Origin of the sequence: Dietzia maris, assembly GCF_036287335.1 — a bacterium.
Classification (GTDB): domain Bacteria; phylum Actinomycetota; class Actinomycetes; order Mycobacteriales; family Mycobacteriaceae; genus Dietzia; species Dietzia cinnamea.
On the sequence record NZ_CP143053.1, the window covers coordinates 2277808 to 2301074 of the forward strand.

Sequence of the window (23267 nt, forward strand, 5' to 3'; positions counted from 1 at the left end):
TGTGTTTCGTCCCGGACCCTCGCTCCCCGACACCGAGTGAGCCCTGAGCTCACCGGATCGGATCCAGGCGAGATCCTGCGCGATAGTGTTCCACCCAATGAGCGGCCAGCCCGATCCACATTCGGGACCGCAGGCCGGCACCAGACTCTGACCACACCAACAGTGTGGTGAGTGCTCCTTAGAAAGGAGGTGATCCAGCCGCACCTTCCGGTACGGCTACCTTGTTACGACTTCGTCCCAATCGCCGATCCCACCTTCGACGGCTCCCTCCCCACAAGGGGGTTAGGCCACCGGCTTCGGGTGTTACCGACTTTCATGACGTGACGGGCGGTGTGTACAAGGCCCGGGAACGTATTCACCGCAGCGTTGCTGATCTGCGATTACTAGCGACTCCGACTTCATGGGGTCGAGTTGCAGACCCCAATCCGAACTGAGACCAGCTTTAAGGGATTCGCTCCACCTCACGGTATCGCAGCCCTCTGTACTAGCCATTGTAGCATGTGTGAAGCCCTAGACATAAGGGGCATGATGATTTGACGTCATCCCCACCTTCCTCCGAGTTGACCCCGGCAGTCTCTCACGAGTCCCCACCATAACGTGCTGGCAACATGAGACAGGGGTTGCGCTCGTTGCGGGACTTAACCCAACATCTCACGACACGAGCTGACGACAACCATGCACCACCTGTATACAAGCCACAAGGGAAACGACATCTCTGCCGTCGTCCTGTATATGTCAAGCCTAGGTAAGGTTCTTCGCGTTGCATCGAATTAATCCACATGCTCCGCCGCTTGTGCGGGCCCCCGTCAATTCCTTTGAGTTTTAGCCTTGCGGCCGTACTCCCCAGGCGGGGCGCTTAATGCGTTAGCTACGGCACGGAATCCGTGGAAGGACCCCACACCTAGCGCCCACCGTTTACGGCATGGACTACCAGGGTATCTAATCCTGTTCGCTACCCATGCTTTCGCTCCTCAGCGTCAGTTACTACCCAGAGACCCGCCTTCGCCACCGGTGTTCCTCCTGATATCTGCGCATTTCACCGCTACACCAGGAATTCCAGTCTCCCCTGTAGTACTCAAGTCTGCCCGTATCGCCCGCAAGCTCGGAGTTAAGCTCCGAGTTTTCACGGACGACGCGACAAACCGCCTACGAGCTCTTTACGCCCAGTAATTCCGGACAACGCTCGCACCCTACGTATTACCGCGGCTGCTGGCACGTAGTTGGCCGGTGCTTCTTCTGCAGGTACCGTCACTTGCGCTTCGTCCCTACTGAAAGGGGTTTACAATCCGAAGACCGTCATCCCCCACGCGGCGTCGCTGCATCAGGCTTTCGCCCATTGTGCAATATTCCCCACTGCTGCCTCCCGTAGGAGTCTGGGCCGTGTCTCAGTCCCAGTGTGGCCGATCACCCTCTCAGGCCGGCTACCCGTCGTCGCCTTGGTAGGCCATTACCCCACCAACAAGCTGATAGGCCGCGGGCTCATCCTGCACCGAAAAACTTTCCAACCCCCACCATGCGGTGAAAGCTGAATATCCGGTATTAGACCCAGTTTCCCAGGCTTATCCCGAAGTGCAGGGCAGATTACCCACGTGTTACTCACCCGTTCGCCACTCGTGTACCCCGAAGGGCCTTACCGTTCGACTTGCATGTGTTAAGCACGCCGCCAGCGTTCGTCCTGAGCCAGGATCAAACTCTCCATAAAAGCTTCTCAGCACTTTAGAAAAGCACAATCCAAGCAACAGAACAACCAAAACTGGCTGTTCCACAAAAACGCGACCCCCACGACAGGGATGTGAAAGGGTCGCAACCAAACAAAAAATTTGGCACTATCACAAACAAAACACACTGTTGAGTTCTCAAACAACACCCACACACCGCTCACCGACGACCTCACAGTCACCGACTCGCGGGGCTCGCTGCCCCTTTCGAGGCAACTTCTACAGAGTAAGCCACTCGCCCACCCCAGTCAAACCGGGTGAACCACTTCCCACTCTGGCCCGCCCCCAACTCGCCGAGCCGGTCCTTCTCGTTCCGGCCCCGCTCCCTGGCGGCTCCGATAAAGTTACACGGGCCTGTCTGCAAAGCCAAATCGCGGCCGTTTGTCCAGGTCAGCGATAGTTTCGGCGCGTGGGCCTTCAGCTACGCCCTGACGCGCCTTCGGCTCGTGGATTCTCCGCGACAGGGAAAGTCCGTGGAATCGGCCATGATCATTCGGGCGGTGGGCGACCCGTCTCATTCGTCAATGGTGAGGTCGTCTGCCACGGCCGTCAGGTCGACGTTGACCATCCTCTGCCGACGCTGGGTCGCGAGTATGGCGTGGCGTAGACCCGGATCGATGTCGACCACGTGAAGCTCGACGCCGAAGGCGCTGGCGGCATGCTTGACCCAGCCGGTGATCGACGACCGCGCTTCCTCGCTCGCGAACACGATGATCGGCCGAACGTCGCTGTAGTCCGGTTCGCTCCGAAGTAGCGCGAGCTTCAGAACGTCCTGGGCGATCTTCTTGAGCTGGCCGCCCTTGAGCCTTCCCTGTCGCGCGTACGCCTCCACCGCGAACTTCCCGTCTTCGCTCCGAGCGTCGAGGTGGATGCGCACTCCCCCGCTGAGCGTCAGCGATCCCCCACGGACCAGCGCCACTTTGAGCTTGGTCGCCAGGGCGTCGACGATCGCGATCTCGGCATCCCTCTGGACTGCCGAGTCGCTCTGACGTGGGGCCATGAAAGCCAACCTACTGCCGCCGACGGCCAGATAGCGCGCGACGAACTGACTGAGATCGGCCCTCACGGGCCGCCCCTCAGCCCAGCCCGTTCTGCTTCTGGTACTCCTCGGTCGTCATCTGCACGAGCCGCGAGTAGCGGCCCTCCACGTTGTCCACGTAGCCGATCGTCCGCACGTAGGGCGCGATCACGTGCACCTTCTGGAGCGGGGTCACGATGAGCAGCTGGATGCCGAGCTTGGCGAACAGCTCCAGCGCGTAGCGGGTGGAGGCGTCCGAGCCGCGGCCGAACGCCTCGTCGATCACCGCGAACCGGAAGTCGCGCGCCTTGGCCGCTCCCCATTCCAGGCCGAACTGGTAGGCCAGCGAGGCGGCGAGGATGGTGTAGGCCAGCTTCTCCTTCTGCCCGCCTGGCTTGCCGTCGGAGTCGCGGTAGTGCTCGAACTCCCGGTCCGTCTCGCGGTCGCGTTCGGAGGCGGAGAAGGTGAACCAGTTGCGCACATCGGTGACCCGCAAGCGCCACGCGCGGTCCGACTCACTGTGGCCCTCGCGGCCGCGGAGCCGCTCGAGGATGGCGCGCACCTGCTCGTACCGGCTCTCGGAGTACTGCCCGTCGCCGCCGAAGGCGTCGTCGGTGACGCCGCGTAGGTCGGCGCGGAACTGGCGCACCTCCTGGTTGACCGTGTTCTCACAGTCCAGGCGCACGAACCGGCCCGGGTTGAAGTCGATCGCGCCCAGCGCCTCGTTGGTCTTCTCGATCTTCTGCCCGATGTCGTCGGCCTGACGCAGCAGCCAGTTGTGGAAGCCGGCGAGCTCGCGGATGGTGTTCTTGCGCAGCTGGCTCTCGAACTCGTCGACGAACCGCGGGAGGTCGTCGTCGGCCAGTCGGGCGTGGAACCGCACGTACTCGGCGCGGGCGGCCACGGCCGCGTCCATCTCCTTGGTCTGCTCCGGCCAGGTGCGACGGATCTCGGCCATGGCCTGGTGGATCCGCGTGGTGAGGCCGTTGAGTTCGCGTTGGGCGCGCTCGACGTCCGCATCGATCGCATCCGACAGGGCCACCTCGGCGGAGTGCGCCTCGTCGGCGGTCTGGGCCAGCTCGGCCCCCGGGTCCTCGCCATAGCCGAGCCGCTCGCGCAGCCGCGGGTACACCTCGCGCGCCGACTCGAGCAGGGCCTCGTCCAGCTCGTCGATCACCCGCTGGTCCCGGAGCATCTGGCGCTGCTCGTGGTCGATGCTGCTCTGCCAGCGGCTGCGGTGGTCGGACAGCTCCCGCTCATCGTCGGCCACGGTGGCGGCGCGGGCGTCGAGGTCGGCGATCCGCTGGTCGATCTCGGACAGCTCGTCGCTGCCGCGGACCAGCCGCTGCCGCTCGGCCTCGGCGGAGTCGGCGCGCTGCTGGGCCTCGGCCCAGTCCAGGTCGCGCCAGGACGGGTACTCGGCCAACCGCACCAGGGCGGTGCGGGCCTGGCCGGCGTCGTTCTGCTCGGCGGTGGCGGCGTCGAGGCGGGTGGCCAGCTCGCCGACCTCGGCCTCGAGACGGCTGCACCGCGCGCGCAGGGCGTCGACCTTGTCCTCGTTGCGCCAGCCCAGCACCCAGTTCCGCGCGTCGGTGGTGGAGCTGCGGTCGTCCTTGACGTGCCGGTTGCGGGAGCGGACCTGCCCCTGCACGGTCACGGCGCGGTCGGCGCGGCGGAACTCCTCCATGGTCTGCGCACACAGGTGGTCGGCGCGGGCGTAGAGCTCCTTGGCGAGGTACCCGCGCAGCGGCGAGTCGGCGATCTCCACGGTGTCGGCGAGCAGCAGCCCGTCGGTCTGGGGCCGCTGCAGCGGGACGTGCTTCTCGGGGACCCGCTCGTAGACCAGCCGCACGCCCACTTCGCGGCCGTCGGCGCGGCGGGAGGTGAGACGGCGCGAGTCCACCCAGTCGGCCACGGCGGCGTAGTGCTCCTGCGGCACGAGCAGGGACAGGGCGAATCCGCGCAGGACGCGTTCCGCGGTGCCGCGCCACTGGGCGTGCTCGGCGGCGATGTCCATCAGCTCGCCGGCGTAGGGCAGCTCGGAGGCGTCCAGGCCGAGCTCGTCGCACAGCTGCGCGCGCACCTGCAGCTGTTCGGTGGGCAGGTTGCTGGTCCGCCCGGTCAGGCCGGTCAGCTCCTCCTGCACCTCGCGCAGCTGCCGTTTGCGCTCGCCGTGTTCCATGACCAGCGCGTTGTAGCGGGTGGCCAGGTCGACGCCGTGGGAGTCCAGCTCCGCCTCACGTGCGGCGATCGCCTCGGGCAGCCGGGCGAAGGCCGCCTCGTCGGTGACGGGGTCCAGGCCGGCGCGGGTCACCGCGTCGGTGAAACGATCCCGACGACGACGACGCTCGTCCAGCTGCTCGCGCGCGGCGGTGGCGTCGCGCTCGAGGTCGCCTATGCGGTTTCCTCCGGATTCGGCGCGCGCGGTGACCAGGGCCTCGCGCTCGGTGGCCAGTTCCCTGGCCTTCTCCCGCAGGCGCACGACCTCGGTGTTGGCGGAGGCCACCTCGGTGGTGAGGGTGTCGATCTCGGCCTGGCGCAGCGCGAGGCGCAGTTCGGCGAAGTAGGGCCGGATCGCCAGGCGTTCCTCGCGAAGCCGCTCGCGGCGGGCGAGGGCGGAATCGTAGGTGTGGATCTGCTCGACCAGCGGCTCGAGGGCAGCGAGCTGGGTGCGGGCGCGGGTCACCGCGTCGTGGGCGCGGGTGAGGTCCTCGAAGTGGCGCAGGATGCCCTCGATGCGGGCGGAGGCGTCCACGGGTTCGAGCATGTGGGTGCGGACGAACTCGTTGAGGTCGCCGACGGACTTCATGGAGATGGTCTGGTGGAACAGCTCCATGGCCTGCTCGGAGCGGATGCCCAGCAGGCGGCGCATGGCGCGGCCGTAGGTCGGGAAGTCCTTGTCCACCACGGCGCCGCCCTCGCGCAGGCGGGTGATGAGGGCGCCGAGGTCGGAGCCGAAGCCGGTGAAGTCCGGGTCGATGGACAGCGCCCGGTCGGCGGTGATGAAGCGCCGCCACGGTTGGCCGGTGGCCTCCTGCTGCTGGAAGACCTGCGCGAGGGTGACCTCCTCGCCGTACCCCTCGTTGCGAAAGACGCCGAGGATCACCGAGTACGAGTGCCCGTCGCGCAGGCCCACCGAGCGGACGCTGCCGGTGGCCTCGTTGCGCTCGGTCTTGTGGTGGCCCTCCACGTACGAGCGCAGAGTGCGCTCCTTGCGGGAGGCGCCGGCGGCCTTGTTGTAGTCGATCCGGTGCGAGGGCAGCATGAGCGTGCTCACCGCGTCCACCAGGGTGGACTTGCCGCTGCCGATGTCGCCGGTGAGCAGCAGGGTCTCCCCCGCCGGCTCGAGGTTCCATACCCGGGAGTCGAAGGTGCCCCAGTTGAGCACCTCCAGGCGGGCCAGGCGGAAGCCGGGGCGCTCGCCGCTGCCGAGTTCCACCGAGGAGAACAGGCCGCTGGTCATCAGATGTCCTCGCTCGCGTGGTGGGCGCTGTCATGGGTCTCGGCCGCGTCGGCGCCGGCGGTGCTCTCGTCCGCGGCGCCCGCGTCGGCGTACTCGGCGAGCTTGGCCGAGAAGTCCGAGAGCGTCTCGGCGTCCACGTAGGCCTTGAGGATGCGGCGCACCTCCCACTCCCCCTTGCGGTCCTTAAGCTGGCGCAGGAAACCCATGCCCACGAGCCGGTTGATGGAGGCGTCGATCTGGTGCTGCTCGCGCGCCTCGTCGGTGCTGCGGTGAAGGAAGAGCTGGATCATCTCCACGATCTCGTCGTGGGTGAGTACCAGTTGCCCGGGATCACCGGCCGACTCGAACTCGGCCAGGCGCTTCCGAAGGAGAACCAGCAAGAGACTGTCGGCGTACGTCAGCGTTCGTCGCCGGATGACGCGGGGAAGAGCGTTCTCGCCCTCCGGGGTGTCAGCGGTCCGCAGGTAGGCGTAGCCCTCGTCGTCGTCGACAACAACCTCGAGTCCCACGACGGCGAAGTGGTCACGGACGGCGCCCTGGTGACGCACCAGGTCGTCCCAGGCGTCGGACTCCTGGTACACGACACCCTGCATGAGGCGGATGGCGCTGACCGCCACGGCGCGCTCGGGGGTGACACGGCCGGTGGTGACACGGTCCCCGACGGCATGGTCGGAGGTGCTGGATCCGGAGGCGGTCATCGGCGGGTGACCTCCACCCGCGGCATCGTCGCGCGCATGGGCCTGCCTGCCTCGTGGTACTCGATCACGGTCTCCTCATGCTCGTGGGTGGTCACCTCGAGATCGTCCTCGTCCAACGCCAGGTAGCCGACGATCTCCGCCGCGCCGTGCTGGAGCGGGTACAGGGAGATGATGTCCTCCAGCCGCGCGGTGCCGTGCACCGGGATCAGCGCGCGGATGCGGGTGGCCAGGCGCGCGGGATCCACCACGACCTGGTTGGCCAGGACGGAGGTGTCCACCTCCTCGGCCTCGACCGGCTCCAGGTCGCTGTTGACCTCCGAGGCCGGCCGCACGGTGAACAGCGGGCGATCCGTGGGCAGGGCGACGTCGATGCTGGTCTCCTCCAGCTCCAGGCCGAAGCCCGGCAGCTCCCCGTCACGAACGTGTAGGGCGGTGGTCTCGATCTGGCGCACCAGGTCCAGCACGCGGCGATTCTCCAGCCACACCTGGTCGTCGGTGAAGCGGCGCAGCTGCTCGGAGATGCTGCGGACGGTGTTCTGGGTGCGCTCGGCGGCCTCGGCCCAGCTGTGGTGGACGGTGCGCAGGCGGCGGTCGGCGCCGATCTCCTCGATGCCGGTCATGCGATCCAGGAGCATCGACAGCTCCTCCTGGCCCGAGGTGGACAGCAGCAGGTCGTAGAACGCCTGGAAGCTGCGGCCCTGGTCGGAGGAGTCGATCATGCTGCGGCCGTGCACGAGTTCGGCCAGCAGCTCGCCCTTGCTGCCCTGCCACGTGGCGATGCGTTCGCGCGCCGAGCGGTCCAGGGCGCGGAAGTTCTCCTCCACCTGACGGAAGTCGGCCAGCAGCTCGCGGGCGGTGGTGGCGAACTGCTGGTAGCGCTCGCGGACCGCAGTACGGTCCAGCAGGCCGGACTGCGGGTCCTGGCGGAGCTGGTCGATCTCCTGCTCGATGTCCTGCTTACGGCGCTCAAGCTGATCCAGACGCTTGGCGGGGTCGGACTCAGTGCCCTGCGCGATTTGACGCAGCAGGTCCACCGCGGTCTGAAGGCGCGACTCGGTACCCACGAACGACTGCTCGGCCAGCCCCTGCACCCAGGCGTAGGCCTTCTCCAGGGCCGGGGTGGCGTCGTAGTGGATCTCGTCGGCGCCCAGCGGGTAGAAGCGACGCAGGAAGCCCGACTCGGGCGCGGCCCAGTCGGCGAGGTACTCCGCGGCCGTGCGCACGAAGCGCGGGTTCTGCGGATCCTGGGAGTTGATCGCGTACAGCTGGTCGTCCAGCGCCGCCACGAGCTGCCCCTCCGGGCTGGCCCCGCGGCCCTCCTCCACGAAGAACCGGCCCAACACCGTGAGCAGCAGCGGCGCGTGCGTGGCGCGCAGCATCCGCCAGGCGGGATGCCGCTCGCGCAGCGCCTCGATCTGCGCGTACTCCACGTGGGACTCCTCGCGGTGGATGGAATGTCGGTGACGGCGGCTCGTGCGCCGGGGGGACAGTCTAGGAGTGGGGGGTGATGAGGCCGCGGCGGGGCGAGGGAGTGGGGGCGCGTAATCCGCTCAGCCGACCGGGGAAGTCTCGTCTCCCGTCACCATTCGGGTCGATATCCCGTCATGGTGAGCCACCGGGCGTCGCCTCATGCTTACCCGAGGGTTGGCCGACCGTCTCAACGGATGCCGGCGAGCCTCGATCCCAGGGGTCGCATAAGGCCTTGCTCGCAGTCCACAGCCGCCCCTCGGCTAAGGCCGCCCACTTGTCTGCCAGGCTCCATTGAACTGACACGAATCCTGACCGATCACCACGGAGACCCGTATTATCGCTCGCAGCTCAGGACCCAAAGACAACTCTGTCGAGACTGGGGAACGCCCCAAGGTCTGCGCCTGTCCCATTCCTCCGTTGGCTGCTGTACAGCTTGTTAGACGTTGGGAGTAAGTTGAAGTTCCTTTGCGTATTTACGTTCGGATCCATGATCATCAATTCCAACGATCGTGAATCACTCGAGAATGAACTTAAGGACCTGCACGGGTTCGTTCGGATCGAGTCAATTCGGTAGGAGTCGGCCCCCGGCAGTTGCGGTCCATGGCGCCGACCCACCTTCCTCACGCCACAACGGGCCCCGCTGCCGATTCAGCTCTGGGGCTGACATTCTCTGTCCACGAGGGTCGCCCTTCAGCACGCCTTCCGCCTTCTTGAACCCTAAGTTCAGTCAATACACTCCTCGGAACGTGCGCAGCCTGACACATGTCCATGTTCGCGTGCGCGACGCGGTGAGCATCGCTAACCTCAGAGGTTCCTTAACCGAGTGCACTACGAAGGACGCCCACCTGTGAGCAGTATTGCCGTCTCCCAACCCACTCCCACAGGCCAGGTCCCCTTTGCCCCGGGCGTCACAGTGGTGGTTCGCGACGAGGAGTGGCTCGTCACAGCCGTAGAGCGTGCGGCCAGCACCCCCGGTGCGGAGGGCGACGCCTACCTGCTCAAGGTCCGCGGAGTGAGCCCCTACGTTCGCGACACCACGGCGACCTTCTACACCGACCTGGACGACGTGACGCCGCTGGATCCCAGCAAGTCGACCGTCGTGGCGGACCCCTCCCCCGGTTACCGCCGCTCGCGCCTGTGGCTCGAGTCCACGCTGCGCCGCACCCCGGTGCCGTTGTACGACGAGTCCCTGGTGGTCTCCACTCAGATGCTGGCGGATCACCTCGATTACCAGCTCAGCGCGGTCCGCAAGGCGCTGTCCAACCAGACGCTCCGCCCGCGCCTGCTCATCGCTGACGCGGTGGGCCTGGGTAAGACACTCGAGATCGGCATGATCCTCGCGGAACTCATCCGCCGCGGCCGCGGCGAGCGCATCCTGGTGGTCACCCCGCGGCACGTGCTGGAGCAGATGCAGCAGGAGCTGTGGACCCGGTTCGCCATTCCGCTGGTCCGCTTGGATTCGATGGGCATTCAGAAGGTGCGCCGCACGCTGCCGGCCACGCGCAACCCTTTCACGTTCTTCCCCCGCGTGATCGTCTCGATCGACACGCTCAAGTCCGCCAAGTACCGCGCACAGCTGGAGCGGGTGCGGTGGGACGCGGTGGTGATCGACGAGGTCCACAACGCGACCAACTCGGCCACTCAGAACAACGAGCTCGCCCGCCTCCTCGCCCCCACCACGGAGGCGCTCATCCTCGCCTCTGCTACTCCGCACAACGGTCGCGCGGAGAGCTTCGCGGAACTCATCCGTCTGCTCGACCCCACGGCGGTCGGCCCGGACGGCACCATCAACCCCCGCGACCTGCAGCCGCTCATCATCCGCCGACACCGCCACAGCCCGGAGGTCGACGACGAGGTGGGCTCGAAATGGGCCGTGCGCGCCGAGCCGAACAACATCCTCGTGCCGGCCTCACCGCAGGAGACCGCGCTCGCCCGCGAGCTCCGCGACACGTGGACCCGCCCCGGCGTCCAGCCTCCGTCGGGCGACAACCGCCTGTTCCCGTGGACCCTGGCCAAGGCCTACCTCTCCTCCCCCGCCGCGCTGATCGAGTCGGTGACAAACCGCCGTAAGAACGCGTCCGACCCCGTCGAGCTCGCCGCCCTGGACCGCCTGCAGGAGCTGGCCGAGCAGGTCACACCGGCCTCCAGCGCCAAATACCAGCGACTGCTGTCCTACCTCCGCGAGATCGGTATCTCCCCGCGCAGCGAGCAGCGGGTGGTCATCTTCTCCGAGCGTGTGCGGACCCTGCACTGGCTGGCGGAGAACCTGGCCAAGGACCTCAAGCTCAAGTCGGACGCGGTCGCGGTGATGCACGGCGGGCTGTCCGACCAGGAGCAGATGGACCTGGTGGACGGCTTCAAGCGCGCGTCGAGCCCCCTGCGCGTCCTGGTGACGGGCGACGTGGCCTCGGAGGGCGTCAACCTGCACACCCAGTGCCATCACCTGGTGCACTACGACATCCCGTGGTCGCTCATCCGCATCCAACAGCGCAACGGCCGTGTGGACCGCTACGGGCAGCGCACGCCCCCGGTCATCACCACGCTGCTGTTGGATCCGCCCGAGGACGCCGCGCCCGGCGACCTGCAGGTCCTCACCCGGCTCATGGAGCGCGAGTACGAGGCCCATTCGCAGCTCGGCGACGTGGCCTCACTCATGGGCGCGCATTCGGAAGCCCGCGAGGAGGACACCATCCGCGAGGTGCTGGCGGGCAAGAAGGACTTCGAGGACGCCGTGCGTCGCCCCGAGGATGTCCTCGCCGCGGCCGGGGAGGTGGATGACGACGACGAGCTGGACTTCGACGACATCGACGCCTTCCTCGAACAGATCTCGATGAGCAGCACTGACGAGTCCGGCGCTTCGGCGGCGACGCAGGCGCGCCGCTACAGCGTGTACGAGTCGGAGGTGGACTACCTCGAGGACGCGCTCACCGAGGCGTTCCACAACGAACCGCAGTTCCCCAGGGCCCGCGGGGGCGTGGCATGGCGTCGCAACGCCAACGACACCGCCCAGCTCGAACCGACCGATGACCTGGCCCGACGGCTTGACCTACTGCCGGAGGACTACGTCCGCGCACGCCGGGTCCGGAAGGAGCTGATCCTGGCCACGTCGGTGAACCGCGGCAAGCAATCGCTGGCGGAGGCCCGCGAGGGCGCCTCGGAGACCACGTGGCCGATCGCCCACTTCCTCGGTCCGCTGCACCCGGTCTCGGATTGGGCTGCGGACCGGGCACTGGCGTCGATGGCGCGCCAGGAGGTACCCGCGGTCCGCGGCCGCGTGGACTGCCCCACCGTCCTGGTGATCGGCACGCTGATGAACCGCCGCGGTCAGGTGGTGACCCGGGCGTTCTCCGCCGTGGAGTTCCCCGCCCCCGAGCTGGCCGCCGCGGAGCCCATCGAGGACCCGTACGCCTGGTTGACGGAGATCGGCCTCGCCGTCGGCGCCACCAACCCCGGCCCTGTGGCCGACGCCGCGGAGCTCTCCACCCTGATCCCCCGGGCGGTCAAGTCCACCACGGGCTCGCTGGAGGCCGTCTTCGCTCAGGCCGGCGCCGAGGCCGACCGCCGCATCACCGCTTGGCGCGAACGCTCCCACGAGTGGGAGAACCAGGCCGATGAGCTGATCAGCAGTGCCCGCCTGACCACCCTGTCCCGGCGGGTGAAGGAGGAGGCCGAGCTCGCCGAGCAACTCCGGCCGGAGCAGCGGCTGGTGCGGCCCCTCCTCGTCGTCGTCCCCCTCGACCATCCCATCGCGGACACGTCCGCCCCGACCACCTCGCAGGAGAACAGCTGACATGGCCGCCGACAGCGCGATCGTCAACGTCGACGAGTGGATCAGCGAGCACTACCTCACCACCGACGAGACCAAGCAGTCCTACCTGGCCCGGGTGCGGGCACTGGTCAAGGGCTGGAAGCAGGACGCCGGCGACGGGGCGGTGGCCCCGCTCAAGCGCCTGACCTCGGCGCGGCAGTCGCTGCTGGTGTCGCTCTCGCAACTCTCCGCCGGTGACGAGGGCGAGGAGGCCCTGCCCGCGTCCGAGGAGGACCGGGCCGAACTGCGCCGGGCGTTGGGGTACGGCACACCCGGCGACCATTCGTGGATGCGCGGGGAGACCACGTGGCACGCGCAGGCGTGGGCCGGCGACGGCGTGGTGCTGCTGGAGGCCGCCCCGGTGGACACGGTGGAGGACCTGCGGTCGGCGCCCGTGCTCGGCGAAGTGTCGGCCGACGGCAAGCCGGTGGAGGCGGCCGTGGGCAAGGCCGTGGGCGAGCTGTTCGTCTCCGACGCGCCGCCGGCGTTCGTGGCGGCGCTGGCGGGCCGGTGGTTCCTGCTGGCCGAGCGGGAGTCGTGGCCGCTGGGCCGGTTCCTCGCGGTGGACCTGCTGCTTGCCCTCGAGCGCGGCGACACCAGATCGGGCGGCGAGATCGAGCGCGTGGCGGCGGCGGTCTGCCGCGAGTCACTCGAGCGTCGCCCCGACGGAACGGTCTGGTGGACCGAGACGCTGGAGGATTCGCGCCAGCACTCGGTCAAGGTCTCCGAGTCACTGCGCGGGGCGGTGCGGGAGTCGATCGAGATCATCGCCAACGACGTCCTGGACCGCCGCCGGGCGCGGGGGCTGTCCGTGGAGGACGTGGACGGGCAGGTGTTGGCTCGTCAGTCGTTGCGGTACCTGTATCGGATCCTGTTCCTGCTGTTCGCCGAGGCGTCGCCGGAGCTACGGATCCTCCCGGTGGGATCGACGGAGTACGACGACGGCTACGGGCTCACCCGGCTGCGGGACCAGATCCTCACCCCGCCGGCCACCCCGCGCGAGGAACAGGGCACCTACCTCTACGACTCGCTGGCGCTCCTGTTCCGGCTGGTCGACGGCGGCCACCATCCCGTGGACGAACCGGGCGTGGCGCCGGGGCTGGAGTTCAACGAGCTCTCGGCGGATCTGTTCTCGCCGGTGGCGACCGCGTTCATCGACGAGGTGCAGCTGTCCAACATGGCCCTGTACCGGGTGTTGGGCAACCTCCTGCTCACCCCCGAGCAGCCGGGCAAGGACCGCGGGTTCATCTCCTACGCCACGCTCGGGGTGACCGAGCTGGGGCAGGTGTACGAGGGCCTGATGTCCTACACAGGCTTCATCGCCACCGAGGACCTGTGGGAGGTCGCCCGCGGGGGCGACGACTCGAAGGGCTCGTGGGTGGTGAACCACGACGACTCGCTGGAGGTCTCGGCCTCCGACCGGGTGGTTCGTCGTAACCCGGTGACGGGCGAGGACGAGTGGGTGCGGCACCCGCGCGGGTCGTTCGTGTTCCGCCAGTCCTCGCGCGACCGGGAGCGGTCAGCCTCGTTCTACACACCGCAGGTGCTCAGCGAGTTCGTGGTGGGCCAGGCCATCGAGGAACTCGATGCCACGGGCCGGATCGATCGCGCTGAGGACATCCTCACGCTGTCCATCTGCGAGCCGGCGATGGGCTCGGGCGCGTTCGCCGTGGAGGCCGTCCGCCAGCTGGCCGAGCTCTATCTGAAGCGCCGTCAACGAGAGCTGGGCACGGAGATCGATCCGGAGCAGCGGACCGCCGAATTGCAGAAGGTCAAGGCCTACCTGGCCCTGCACCGCGTATATGGGGTGGACCTCAATGCCACGGCCGTAGAGCTTGCCGAGATCGCCCTGTGGCTGGACACCATGACCCCGGGGCTCAAGGCCCCGTGGTTCGGCCTTCACCTGCGCCGCGGCAACTCGCTGATCGGCGCCCGGCGGGCCACCTACTCCCCCACCCAGGTGGAGAAGAAGCAGTGGCTCACCGCCGAACCCCAGGATGCCCCGCTGGGTGCCCTCGCGGCGGCAGTCGACGACGAGTCCGGGTTCGATCCGGCCGTCCGCGGACGCATCCACCACTTCCTCCTGCCCGCCGCCGGCTGGGGCGCCGCCGCAGATGCCAAGGACCTCGCGCCGTACGTTGGAGAAGCGCAGAAGGAGCTCAAGGCGTGGCGTAAGCAGATCACCGCCAAGCCCACCAAGACCCAGGTGCAGCGGCTGACGGACCTTGCCGAGCGCGCGGAGAAGCTGTGGCAACTGTCGCTCGTGAGAATGCGTATCGCCGAGGACCAGGTGCGGCGGGAGATCGATGTCTACGGAGCCGAGCTCACCGCTCCAATCAACCCGGTCCCTCGGGCGGAGATCGAGAGGTCGTTCGCTGATCGCGATAGCGCATTCCGCCGCCTCCGGCTGGCGATGGACGCGTGGTGCGCGCTGTGGTTCTGGCCGCTCACCCAGGCCAACGTGACCGTCGCGGGAGAAAAGGTCGAACCACCGACTCTAGAACAGTGGATCGGCGGTCTGGAAGCTCTCCTCGGGCGCGCTTACTCGGACACCCCGAAGGGCCGCGGACGCCGGGCCCCCGGGGAGGGGCAGATAGTTCTGGGTGCAAATCTCACCTGGGAGCAGATCGACCAAGCCGAGGACTTCGACCGAGTCTTCGCGGGAGAGAAGCCGGTCGAAACCGTCCTGGCGAACCATCTGTGGCTATCAGTCTGTGAGCAGGTTACTCGCGACCAGGGCTTCTTCCACTGGGAATTGGACTTCGCCACCGTGTTCGCCGCCGACGGCTTCGACCTCCAAGTGGGTAACCCGCCCTGGGTGCGGCCCCGCACTGACGAAGATGCGCTCTGGGGCGAGTCCGATCCCTGGTGGATTCTCGCTCACAAGCCAACTCAAGCCGCCAAGGCTGAGCGTCGCGAACTTACGGTGACCCGGTCCGGGGCTGTGGACACGTTTACTACAGGAATTGCAGAAACAGTTGTAACGTCCAAGTACCTCAACGACACCACACAGTATCCGCTGCTCACTGGTCAACAGCCGGATCTCTATCGGGCGTTCATTCAGCGAGCATGGCGCTCGGCCGGCGACGCCGGAATCGTCACCCTCATCCACCCCGAATCTCATCTAACAGAAAAGGATGCCGTTCCACTAAGACGAGCATCTTACCTCCGATTGCGTCGTCATTGGAAGTTCAATAACGATCTCCAACTATTCGATATTGGAAAGTCTCGAACTTACGGAATTCATATCTACGGTTCCAAGCTTAGTGAGCCAACATTCCTAAACGCGTCAAACTTAGTTCACCCAAAGACGGTTATTGATTCCATAAGTCACGATGGCACAGGCCCCCTTCCCGGCCATGGCCCAGAAGCGTCAACCGAAGCCCTCCGACCTCATCGGGATCGCATTTCCACCATCCGGACTGAAAATATTGAGGTTTGGCACAAACTTCTCGAAGAGAGCGCCACCCCAATTCTAGACTCGCGAATGGTCTACACCACATCGAATCTAGAGAATCGCTTATTGTCGGCAGTTTCATCGTTTGAATCAATCGACAATTTCCGACTTTACGCGTCGAGATGCTGGGATGAGTCGATAGATAAGAAGAAGGGCTTCTTCGAAACCGAATATCACATCCCGGCCACCTGGAAAGACGTAATTCTTCTTGGCCGACACATATCGAACTCCAACCCTCTCTCAAAGTATCCTGTATTAGGACCAAACGGTCGCGAGCGAATGCTCGAGGTTGACCTGGAAGCTATCGGCGATCACTTCATCCCCGGCGTCTCATACCGACCAACATCCAATTTACTGTCATACAATAATTCGTTCCCGAAGGGCAAGAACGGAACTGCCGCAGAGGATATCAGGGATCGATTCCGGCTCGCATGGCGGACAATGGCAGCAAATGATAGTGCCCGCACCCTTTTCATTGCACTCATACCCCCCTTAGCCGGGCACATAAATGGGATGCACTCTGCAACAACCCTAGACACCAAGAGAGATGTACTCATCGCCACGGCAGCTTCCAGCCTGCTGGTTGATTTTCAATTAAGATCACTCGGCATACTGAACATTTATAACGAAGTGATCGGGAGGATGCACTTCAATATCGAAAGCGAGGCATTAGAGCTGGCGGCCAGCCACTTCCTTCGACTGAACTGCTTGACAGAAGCGTATGCTCCTCTTTGGGAGGAATGCACTGGCACCAAGTGGAGCAAGGAAATACCGCTTCGAGCAGCCGAAGAGAGGCGAAAAGCTGAAATTTCAGTTGACGTTCTCGTCGCAATTTCCCTCGGCGTAGGAATTGATGACCTGTGCAATCTATTCAGGAGCCATTTCTCGAAACTTGCAAGAAACGAGTCGCGCATCCTGTTCGATTCAAACGGGCGCAAAGTTCGAAACGAAATCATTCAACTTGAACGCAAGCTCAGGCCCGGGCAGGAGCTGAGCGTAGACGAGCGGACCTGGACGCACCCCCAGTCCGGTGCGACCTACGTGTTCGAGTACCCCTTCCGGACCCTCGACCGCGAGACCGACATGCGGGCCGCCTACGAGCGGTTCGAGCGTGAGCTGGCCGAAGGGACGCTCCGGTGAGCGCGCTCCTCCCACTGCAGGCCGCCGAGCAGCTCAAGGATGGAATCGGCGAGTTTCTCTCCACTACGTTCGCTCTGTCGGACAAGGCAACGCTCTCCGCGCTCACGGACTTCGTGTCCAGCGCCAGCACGGGCATGTTCCACGGCCCGTATGTGCGCACTCGCATGCCGTTCACTCCCGCCGCAGACGGTGCCATCGACAATCTGGACTGGACGCCAACCAACTTCCCGTTCCGCCCGTACGTCCACCAGGCGCAGGTCTTCGCCCGCCTGTCGAGCAAGCCCGCGCCAGACTCGGCCGAGCCGTGGCGGCGTCCCGACCCCACCCTGGTGGTGACCGGCACCGGCTCCGGTAAGACCGAGTCCTTCCTCTACCCGGTGCTTGATCACGCCCGCCGCGCCCGCGCCCAGGGCGTCCGGGGGGTTAAAGCTCTGCTGCTGTACCCGATGAATGCCCTGGCCACCGACCAGGCCGAGCGTCTCACCCGGCTGCTGACCACCGAACCGGCACTCTCCGGGATCACCGCGGGCCTGTACACGGGTGAGGCCTCCGGATCGGGGCGCACCACCGTGAGCGAGGCCGGGCTCATCACCGACCGCGCCACCATGCGCGAAGACCCGCCGGACCTGCTGCTCACCAATTACAAGATGCTCGACCAGCTTCTACTCCGTGCCGAGGACGCCGACATCTGGCGCATCTCTGCCGCCGGACTGCAGTACGTGGTGCTGGACGAGTTCCACACTTACGACGGCGCACAGGGCACCGACGTGGCGCTGCTGCTGCGTCGGCTCGGCTTGGTGGTGGGAGCCCACCTCGACGCTGCCACCACCTCCCCCGTCCCCCGCACGGAGGCCGACCGCGCCCGGCCATTAGGTCGGATCACCCCCGTGGCCACCTCGGCCACCCTCGGCGACGACGGCGACGCCACCGCCGTCCGGACGTTCGCCGCCACCGTGTTCGGCGAGGACTTCCCCTCGGAATCCGTCCTCATCGAGTCCCGCCTCACCGTGGACCAATGGACCGGGCTGGACGCCGAAGGGCGTATCCCGGTGGAAACCGCTGTCTCGCGCGCGGTGATGGCCGAGCTCGACCAGGCAATTCGGGATCGGATCGAGTCGGGCGACGCCCCGGCGGAGGCCACCTACTCAGAGGTCGCGACCCGCGTCTGGGGTCTCACTCCCGACGCGGAGCTGGGCGATGCAGTGGAGGCGCTTCGCCGTCACGAACTCACCGCCCGCATCCTAGCCCACTCCTCCCGCGCGGTGAGCATCACCGATCTGACCGCCGCAGTGTTGCCGGCCGATCACGGGCGCAGCCCGGCGGAGGCCGAGGCGTTCCTCGTCCACGTTCTGGGGGCGATGAGTCACGTCCGGGCGGAGATCACCGCCGCAGACCCGAACGCCGGTCGCCGGCTGCCCAGCATCGAGGCCCATCTGTGGGTCCGCGAGCTGTCGCGCCTCGACCGCGCCGTCCAGTCCCGTGTCGCCTTCCACTGGCACGACGACGGGCCGGATCTCGCCGCCGCGGCCTCGCGCGAGGACCACGGGTTCGGTGATCGCGACTACCTCCCCGCCATCTACTGCCGTCACTGCGGCCGGGCCGGCTGGATGACCGCCTTCGAATCCGGAACCGAGAAGCCGGTCTTCGAACCCGCGGCGATCAGGCGCCAGTCGGTGAACGATCCCTCGGCCAACCGCGCCCTCATCGCCGCGGACCAGGAGGTCAGCGCCGCACACGACGCCGAGCTGCCCCTGTCCCAGGTGCGGGTCTCCCGCGACTCGGGCACCTCGCTCATGTGGCTCGACCCCACCCAGGCCACCTTGCACGGTGCCGACGCCCACGACGCCTCGGAACAGGACGATCGCATTGTCCCCGTGCTGCTCCACACGGGACTGGCGGCCAAGGAGAACTCCGAGCGCCGGACCTGCCCGGCCTGCGGCACCCGCGACTCCATCCGCTTCATCGGCTCGGCGGTGGCCACCCTGCTCTCGGTGGCCCTGTCCAACCTCTTCGGCCTCCGCGGCCTGGATCCGGCCGACAAGCGCACCCTGGTGTTCAGCGACTCGGTCCAGGACGCCTCCCATCGCGCGGGATTCGTCCAGGCCCGCTCCCACGCCTTCGCGTTACGCACCGCCATCACCACCGCCCTCGACGGTGGCGAGGCGTTCCTCGACGACCTGGCCCGCGACGTGGTGTCCGGCGCCGAGAGCCCGGTCGAGCGCTACCACTTGCTGCACCCGTCGATCGTGGAGCGAGCCACCTTCACCGCGTTCTGGGACTCGTCCGCCACGGTCGCGCAGCGCCGGAGCGCCTCGCGGCGGGTGCGGGAGAGGGTGCTGTTCGACCTGTGCCTGGAGTTCGGGCTCCGCTCGACCGTCGGCCGCACGCTAGCCCTGACGGGGACCGCCGTCCCCAGCGTGAACATCCCCTCCGCCACTCTGCTCGTCACCGCGCGCCGGGTCTGGGATTCCCTCGCCGTGCAGTCCACCCTCACCGAGGCCGAGCCGTGGGACACCGACCTGGAGGCGTGGGCGCGGATCATCGTGGAGCGCATCCGCCAGCGCGGCGGCATCAACCACCCGTGGCTCGCCACGTATCTGAGCACCGACGGCAACACCTTCCACCTCACCAACCGCCGCGCCCGCGCCCGCGGGGTGCCCGGCTTCCCGGTGGGTGGCTGGCCCACCTTCCCGCGCGTGGGATCCACCCTGGCCAAGGACCGCTACCGCGACGGCACGGATGCGGTGGCCAGCAACCGCTCCTGGTACGCCCGATGGACCGCCCGCCACCTGGGCGTCACGCCCGACACCGCGCAGAAGCTGGTGGCCACCCTCATGGAGAACCTCGCCGCCGACGCGCACCTCGAGGCGGTGACCACCGAATCCGGTGCCACCATCTACGCGCTCGATCCGGCGAGCATCCTCGTGACCACCGAGGCCGAGCCCGCCGAGCTGCGATGCGACGTGTGCCACAACGCCACCCCCGCGGCCGCCCCGGTCCGCGACGTGGTGGAGGGCGCCCCGTGCCTCACCGTGGACTGCTCCGGGCATCTGAGGGTGGAGCAGATCGACACCCGCAATTACTACCGGCGCCTCTACCACTCCCGCGACAGCCGCTCGGTGGTCGCGCGCGAACACACCGGCCTGCTGCAGCCCGCCGAGCGGGCGCTGATCGAGACCCAGTTCAAGTCTGCTTCCGACGCCCCCGGCGCCCCCAACGTGCTGGTGGCCACCCCCACCCTGGAGATGGGCATCGACATCGGTGACCTGTCCTCGGTGATGCTTTCCTCGCTGCCCGGTTCCGTGGCCAGCTACGTGCAGCGCGTGGGCCGCGCGGGACGCCTCACCGGCAACTCACTCGTAGTGGCCCTGGTCCAGGGCCGCGGTGCCGCTCTGCCAGTAGTCCATGACCCGCTCTCATTCATCAACGGGAGCGTCCAGCCCCCGGCGGCGTTCCTCTCGGCCGCGGAGATCCTGCGCAGGCAGTTCATCGCCCACGCGATCGACAGCCTGGTGCTGGAGGGGATCCACCCCACCGACACGCGGGCCCGGGCTGTGTTCTCCTCGCACCCCGGCTCGTTCCTTGCCCTCCTGCGCAAGGAATTGCCGGAGCGGGCCCCGGCGATGCTTGACCGGTTCCTGGCCAGCCTCGGCTCGCACGTGGGCGAGGCCGCCGCCCGCGACCTGCGGGAGTGGGCCACGGGCATCACCGCCGACGGTGACCCGGCCCCGGTCACGCTGGACTCGAGCCTCAAACTCGCCGGCGACCGCTGGCGGACCGACTACGCCGAGCTGTCCTCCCGGCTCGACGCGTTGGACGCGGTATTGGACGGCCTCCGCGAACGCGCCGAGAGCCCCGGCGCCACCGATCAGGAGAAAGACGACCTGCGCGCGGCCCAGGCCTCCCGCAAGGCCACCGTGGCCCAGAAGACCGCCCAGCGCGACGAGTACTGGATCGGCGCACTCGAACGCTACGGGCTGCTGCCCGGATACCAGCTCCTCGACGACACCGTGGACCTGCAGGCATCCATCACCACGTACGACCCCGACACCATGGAGTTCGACGCGACCTCGGCGACGTTCACCCGATCGATCTCCTCGGCCCTGACCGAACTCGCCCCCGGGAACTCCTTCTACGCCGATCGGATGCGCATCGAGATCTCGGCCGTGGCCATGGGGGCCGACGGCGACGCCGTGGAACGCTGGCGGGTCTGCCCCGCCTGCAGCTACGCCCGCACCGAGGTCGCCGGCACCGGCCCCGGCTCCTGCCCCGCGTGCGGGGCCGCCGGGTTCGCCGACACCGACCAGGTGCTCGACGTGGTGCCCCTGCGTACGGTGTCCGCGCAGGTCATGCGCGACTCGGCCACCGTCGACGAACGGCATGACGAACGTCGTCGTCGTCGTTACTCCGTGGCCCGCACCCTCGCCTGGGACCCCCCCGACGCCGCCCCCGCCTGGTTCGTGGACAACAACGGGTTCGGCGCCCGCTACCTGCGACGCGCCGACATCCGGTGGATTAACCTCGGCACCGGTGCCGGGAGCACCCGGCTCATCGGCGGCACCCAACCGTCTGCGCCCCAGTTCCGGGTGTGCGGTTACTGCGGGCACCTCGACTCCGAGGCCGGCGCCAACAGCCGCCGCGACCACCGCCCCTGGTGCCCCCACACCACCGCGTCCGAGGAACCCAGCGTCCACGTCTCCCTGGGCCGAGCCCTGTCCACCGAAGGTGTGTTGCTCTACCTCCCACCCGCGGTGTCCACGTACGACACCATGGTGTTGCCCAGCCTCACCGCTGCGCTGCGGCTCGGCTTCCGGCGGGTCCTGGGCGGCGACCCCAGCCACCTCGACGTGGCCACCGTCACCGTCCCCCAGGTGGGCAAGCCCTCCCCCGCTCTCCTGCTCCACGACACCGTGCCCGGCGGCACCGGTTACCTGGCGGACTTCACCACGCCCGAACGCGTGTGGGACCTGCTCCACACCGCCTACCTCGCCGTGCGCGACTGCTCCTGCGCCGATGAGAACCGGCTTGCCTGCCCGCGCTGCCTGCTGGCCCACGCCAGTGGCGGTGAGGCCGACCGCACCTCCCGCGCCGCCGCGGAGAGCGCGCTGCTCGCTCTCCTACACGGGGCGGACAAAGACGACGACGCCGAACCGACACGCGACGACTGGACGGTGGTCACCACCCAGACGATCGACACCGAGGGCGACTCCGCGCTGGAGGTGCGCTTCCGGCACGCACTGCGGACATCCCTCGAGGCCGCGGGCGGCACCATCACCACCGTTCCCGACGGCAAGTACACCGCCCTGCGGATCCGCATGCCCGGCTCTCGACTGACCTGGATGCTCCGGGCCCAGAACCACATCCACGAGGCCGGGACGACGCCCGACTACGTACTCGAGGCCGACGACCCGCACCAGATGAGGTTCGCCGTCTACACCGACGGCTACACCTACCACGCCAGCCCCGTGCACAACCGGGTCGACGACGACGCCAGCAAGCGCTCCGCGCTTCGCGACCTGGGCTGGATCCCCTGGGCCATCACATACGCCGACCTCGAGGAACACGACTCGGCCGGGCCGCCGGCGACGTGGGAACACCAGAACTTCGTCAAAGCCTTCGCGGCGCCGCTGGGGATCTCCCCGGGGCGCCTCAACGACGCCGCCAAGGACCCCGTGAGCGTGCTCGCGCGCATCCTCACCGATCCCACGCCCGACGTGTGGCGGAACGTCGGCCACGCGAGTGCCGCGTACTGGTTCGCCACCGGCGACCGCGTCAAGGCGCGGTCCGAGCACGCCCGGCGGTTCGCGCAGCTCGTGGTGCACGGGCATCCGCGCCAGCCGTCGTCACTGAACGCCGAGCTGGTGATCGACGACTCCGACCGTGCCGTGGCGAGCGACGGATACCGCGAGGACTGGCAGTGGTGGCTGCGCGTGGCCAACCTACTCTCGCTGCGCGGACAGAACACGGCGATCGGGACGCGGCGCGGCGTGGCACGGGCCGAGGACATCGAGGCCGAGCTGAAGGCGATGATCGCGGAGTCGGAGGGGGCCGGGGCTGTCGAGACGGAAAGTGCGGAGTCGGCGGCCGGCGGGGTGTCGGTGGCCGATCCGGGTGCCGGGGCCCCCACTGCGGGCGACGCCGACGGCTCGGAGGATCCGGGTGTCGACGAGTTGCCCGAACCGTGGCGCGGGCTCGCCGAAGAGATCGACCCCGACGACCCCGACGCCGAGGTCGAGAGCGCGCTGATCCGGGCGCTGGCCGAGCTGGACGTGCCGTTGCCCGACTACGGCGAGGAGGTCCAAGGCGTGATCGCCAACGTCTCCTGGCCGGACGCGCGGATCGCGGTGTTCGTGTCGCAGTCGTCGGATAAGGTCCGGCCGATCGCCGAGGCGGGTTGGACCGTGATCGACGCCGGAATCGAGAACGGGGACCCCCAGGCCGCGGCCGCGGCGGTCAGGGACGCGCTGGCACAACGCAGCGAAGAGAGGGCTTGAG

The 23267-nt window shown here is 67.5% G+C and carries 7 protein-coding genes and 1 rRNA gene; 3 read left to right on the top strand and 5 right to left on the bottom strand.

Annotated features, from left to right (window positions below):
* Window positions 1-182 precede the first annotated feature (182 nt).
* The 5 genes from VYL96_RS10555 to VYL96_RS10575 form a co-directional block, all read right to left on the bottom strand.
* A 16S ribosomal RNA gene (locus VYL96_RS10555) occupies window positions 183-1702 on the bottom strand.
* A gap of 530 nt (window positions 1703-2232) precedes the next feature.
* Window positions 2233-2784, bottom strand: a complete 552-nt coding sequence (locus tag VYL96_RS10560; RefSeq protein ID WP_131886431.1) for a hypothetical protein — start codon at window positions 2782-2784, stop codon at window positions 2233-2235.
* Window positions 2785-2794: 10 nt separating this feature from the next.
* Complete coding sequence (locus VYL96_RS10565; RefSeq protein WP_131886432.1) at window positions 2795-6199, bottom strand: ATP-binding protein; 3405 nt, start codon at window positions 6197-6199, stop codon at window positions 2795-2797.
* On the bottom strand, window positions 6199-6897 hold the full coding sequence (locus tag VYL96_RS10570; RefSeq protein ID WP_131886433.1) for a DUF4194 domain-containing protein: 699 nt from the start codon (window positions 6895-6897) through the stop codon (window positions 6199-6201). Before VYL96_RS10570 ends, VYL96_RS10565 begins: the two co-directional genes overlap by 1 nt.
* Window positions 6894-8327, bottom strand: a complete 1434-nt coding sequence (locus VYL96_RS10575; RefSeq protein WP_131886434.1) for a DUF3375 domain-containing protein — start codon at window positions 8325-8327, stop codon at window positions 6894-6896. Before VYL96_RS10575 ends, VYL96_RS10570 begins: the two co-directional genes overlap by 4 nt.
* 887 nt (window positions 8328-9214) lie before the next feature.
* Here VYL96_RS10575 and VYL96_RS10580 point away from each other — a divergent pair.
* From VYL96_RS10580 to VYL96_RS10590, 3 genes are read left to right on the top strand one after another with little or no spacing between them, the layout of a single operon-like run.
* Window positions 9215-12157, top strand: a complete 2943-nt coding sequence (locus tag VYL96_RS10580; protein ID WP_131886435.1) for a DEAD/DEAH box helicase — start codon at window positions 9215-9217, stop codon at window positions 12155-12157.
* A gap of 1 nt (window position 12158) precedes the next feature.
* Window positions 12159-16772 carry an Eco57I restriction-modification methylase domain-containing protein gene (locus tag VYL96_RS10585; RefSeq protein WP_131886436.1) on the top strand — a complete coding sequence of 1538 codons (4614 nt, stop codon included), beginning with the start codon at window positions 12159-12161 and terminating at the stop codon, window positions 16770-16772.
* Complete coding sequence (locus tag VYL96_RS10590) at window positions 16769-23266, top strand: DEAD/DEAH box helicase (RefSeq protein ID WP_131886437.1); 6498 nt, start codon at window positions 16769-16771, stop codon at window positions 23264-23266. Before VYL96_RS10585 ends, VYL96_RS10590 begins: the two co-directional genes overlap by 4 nt.
* Window position 23267 lies beyond the last annotated feature (1 nt).

Bases quoted from the DNA above. Each gene is read 5' to 3' on its own strand.
- VYL96_RS10565 (WP_131886432.1), bottom strand. From the start codon at position 6,199: ATGACCAGCGGCCTGTTCTCCTCGGTGGAACTCGGCAGCGGCGAGCGC.
- VYL96_RS10570 (WP_131886433.1), bottom strand. From the start codon at position 6,897: ATGACCGCCTCCGGATCCAGCACCTCCGACCATGCCGTCGGGGACCGT.
- VYL96_RS10585 (WP_131886436.1), top strand. From the start codon at position 12,159: ATGGCCGCCGACAGCGCGATCGTCAACGTCGACGAGTGGATCAGCGAG.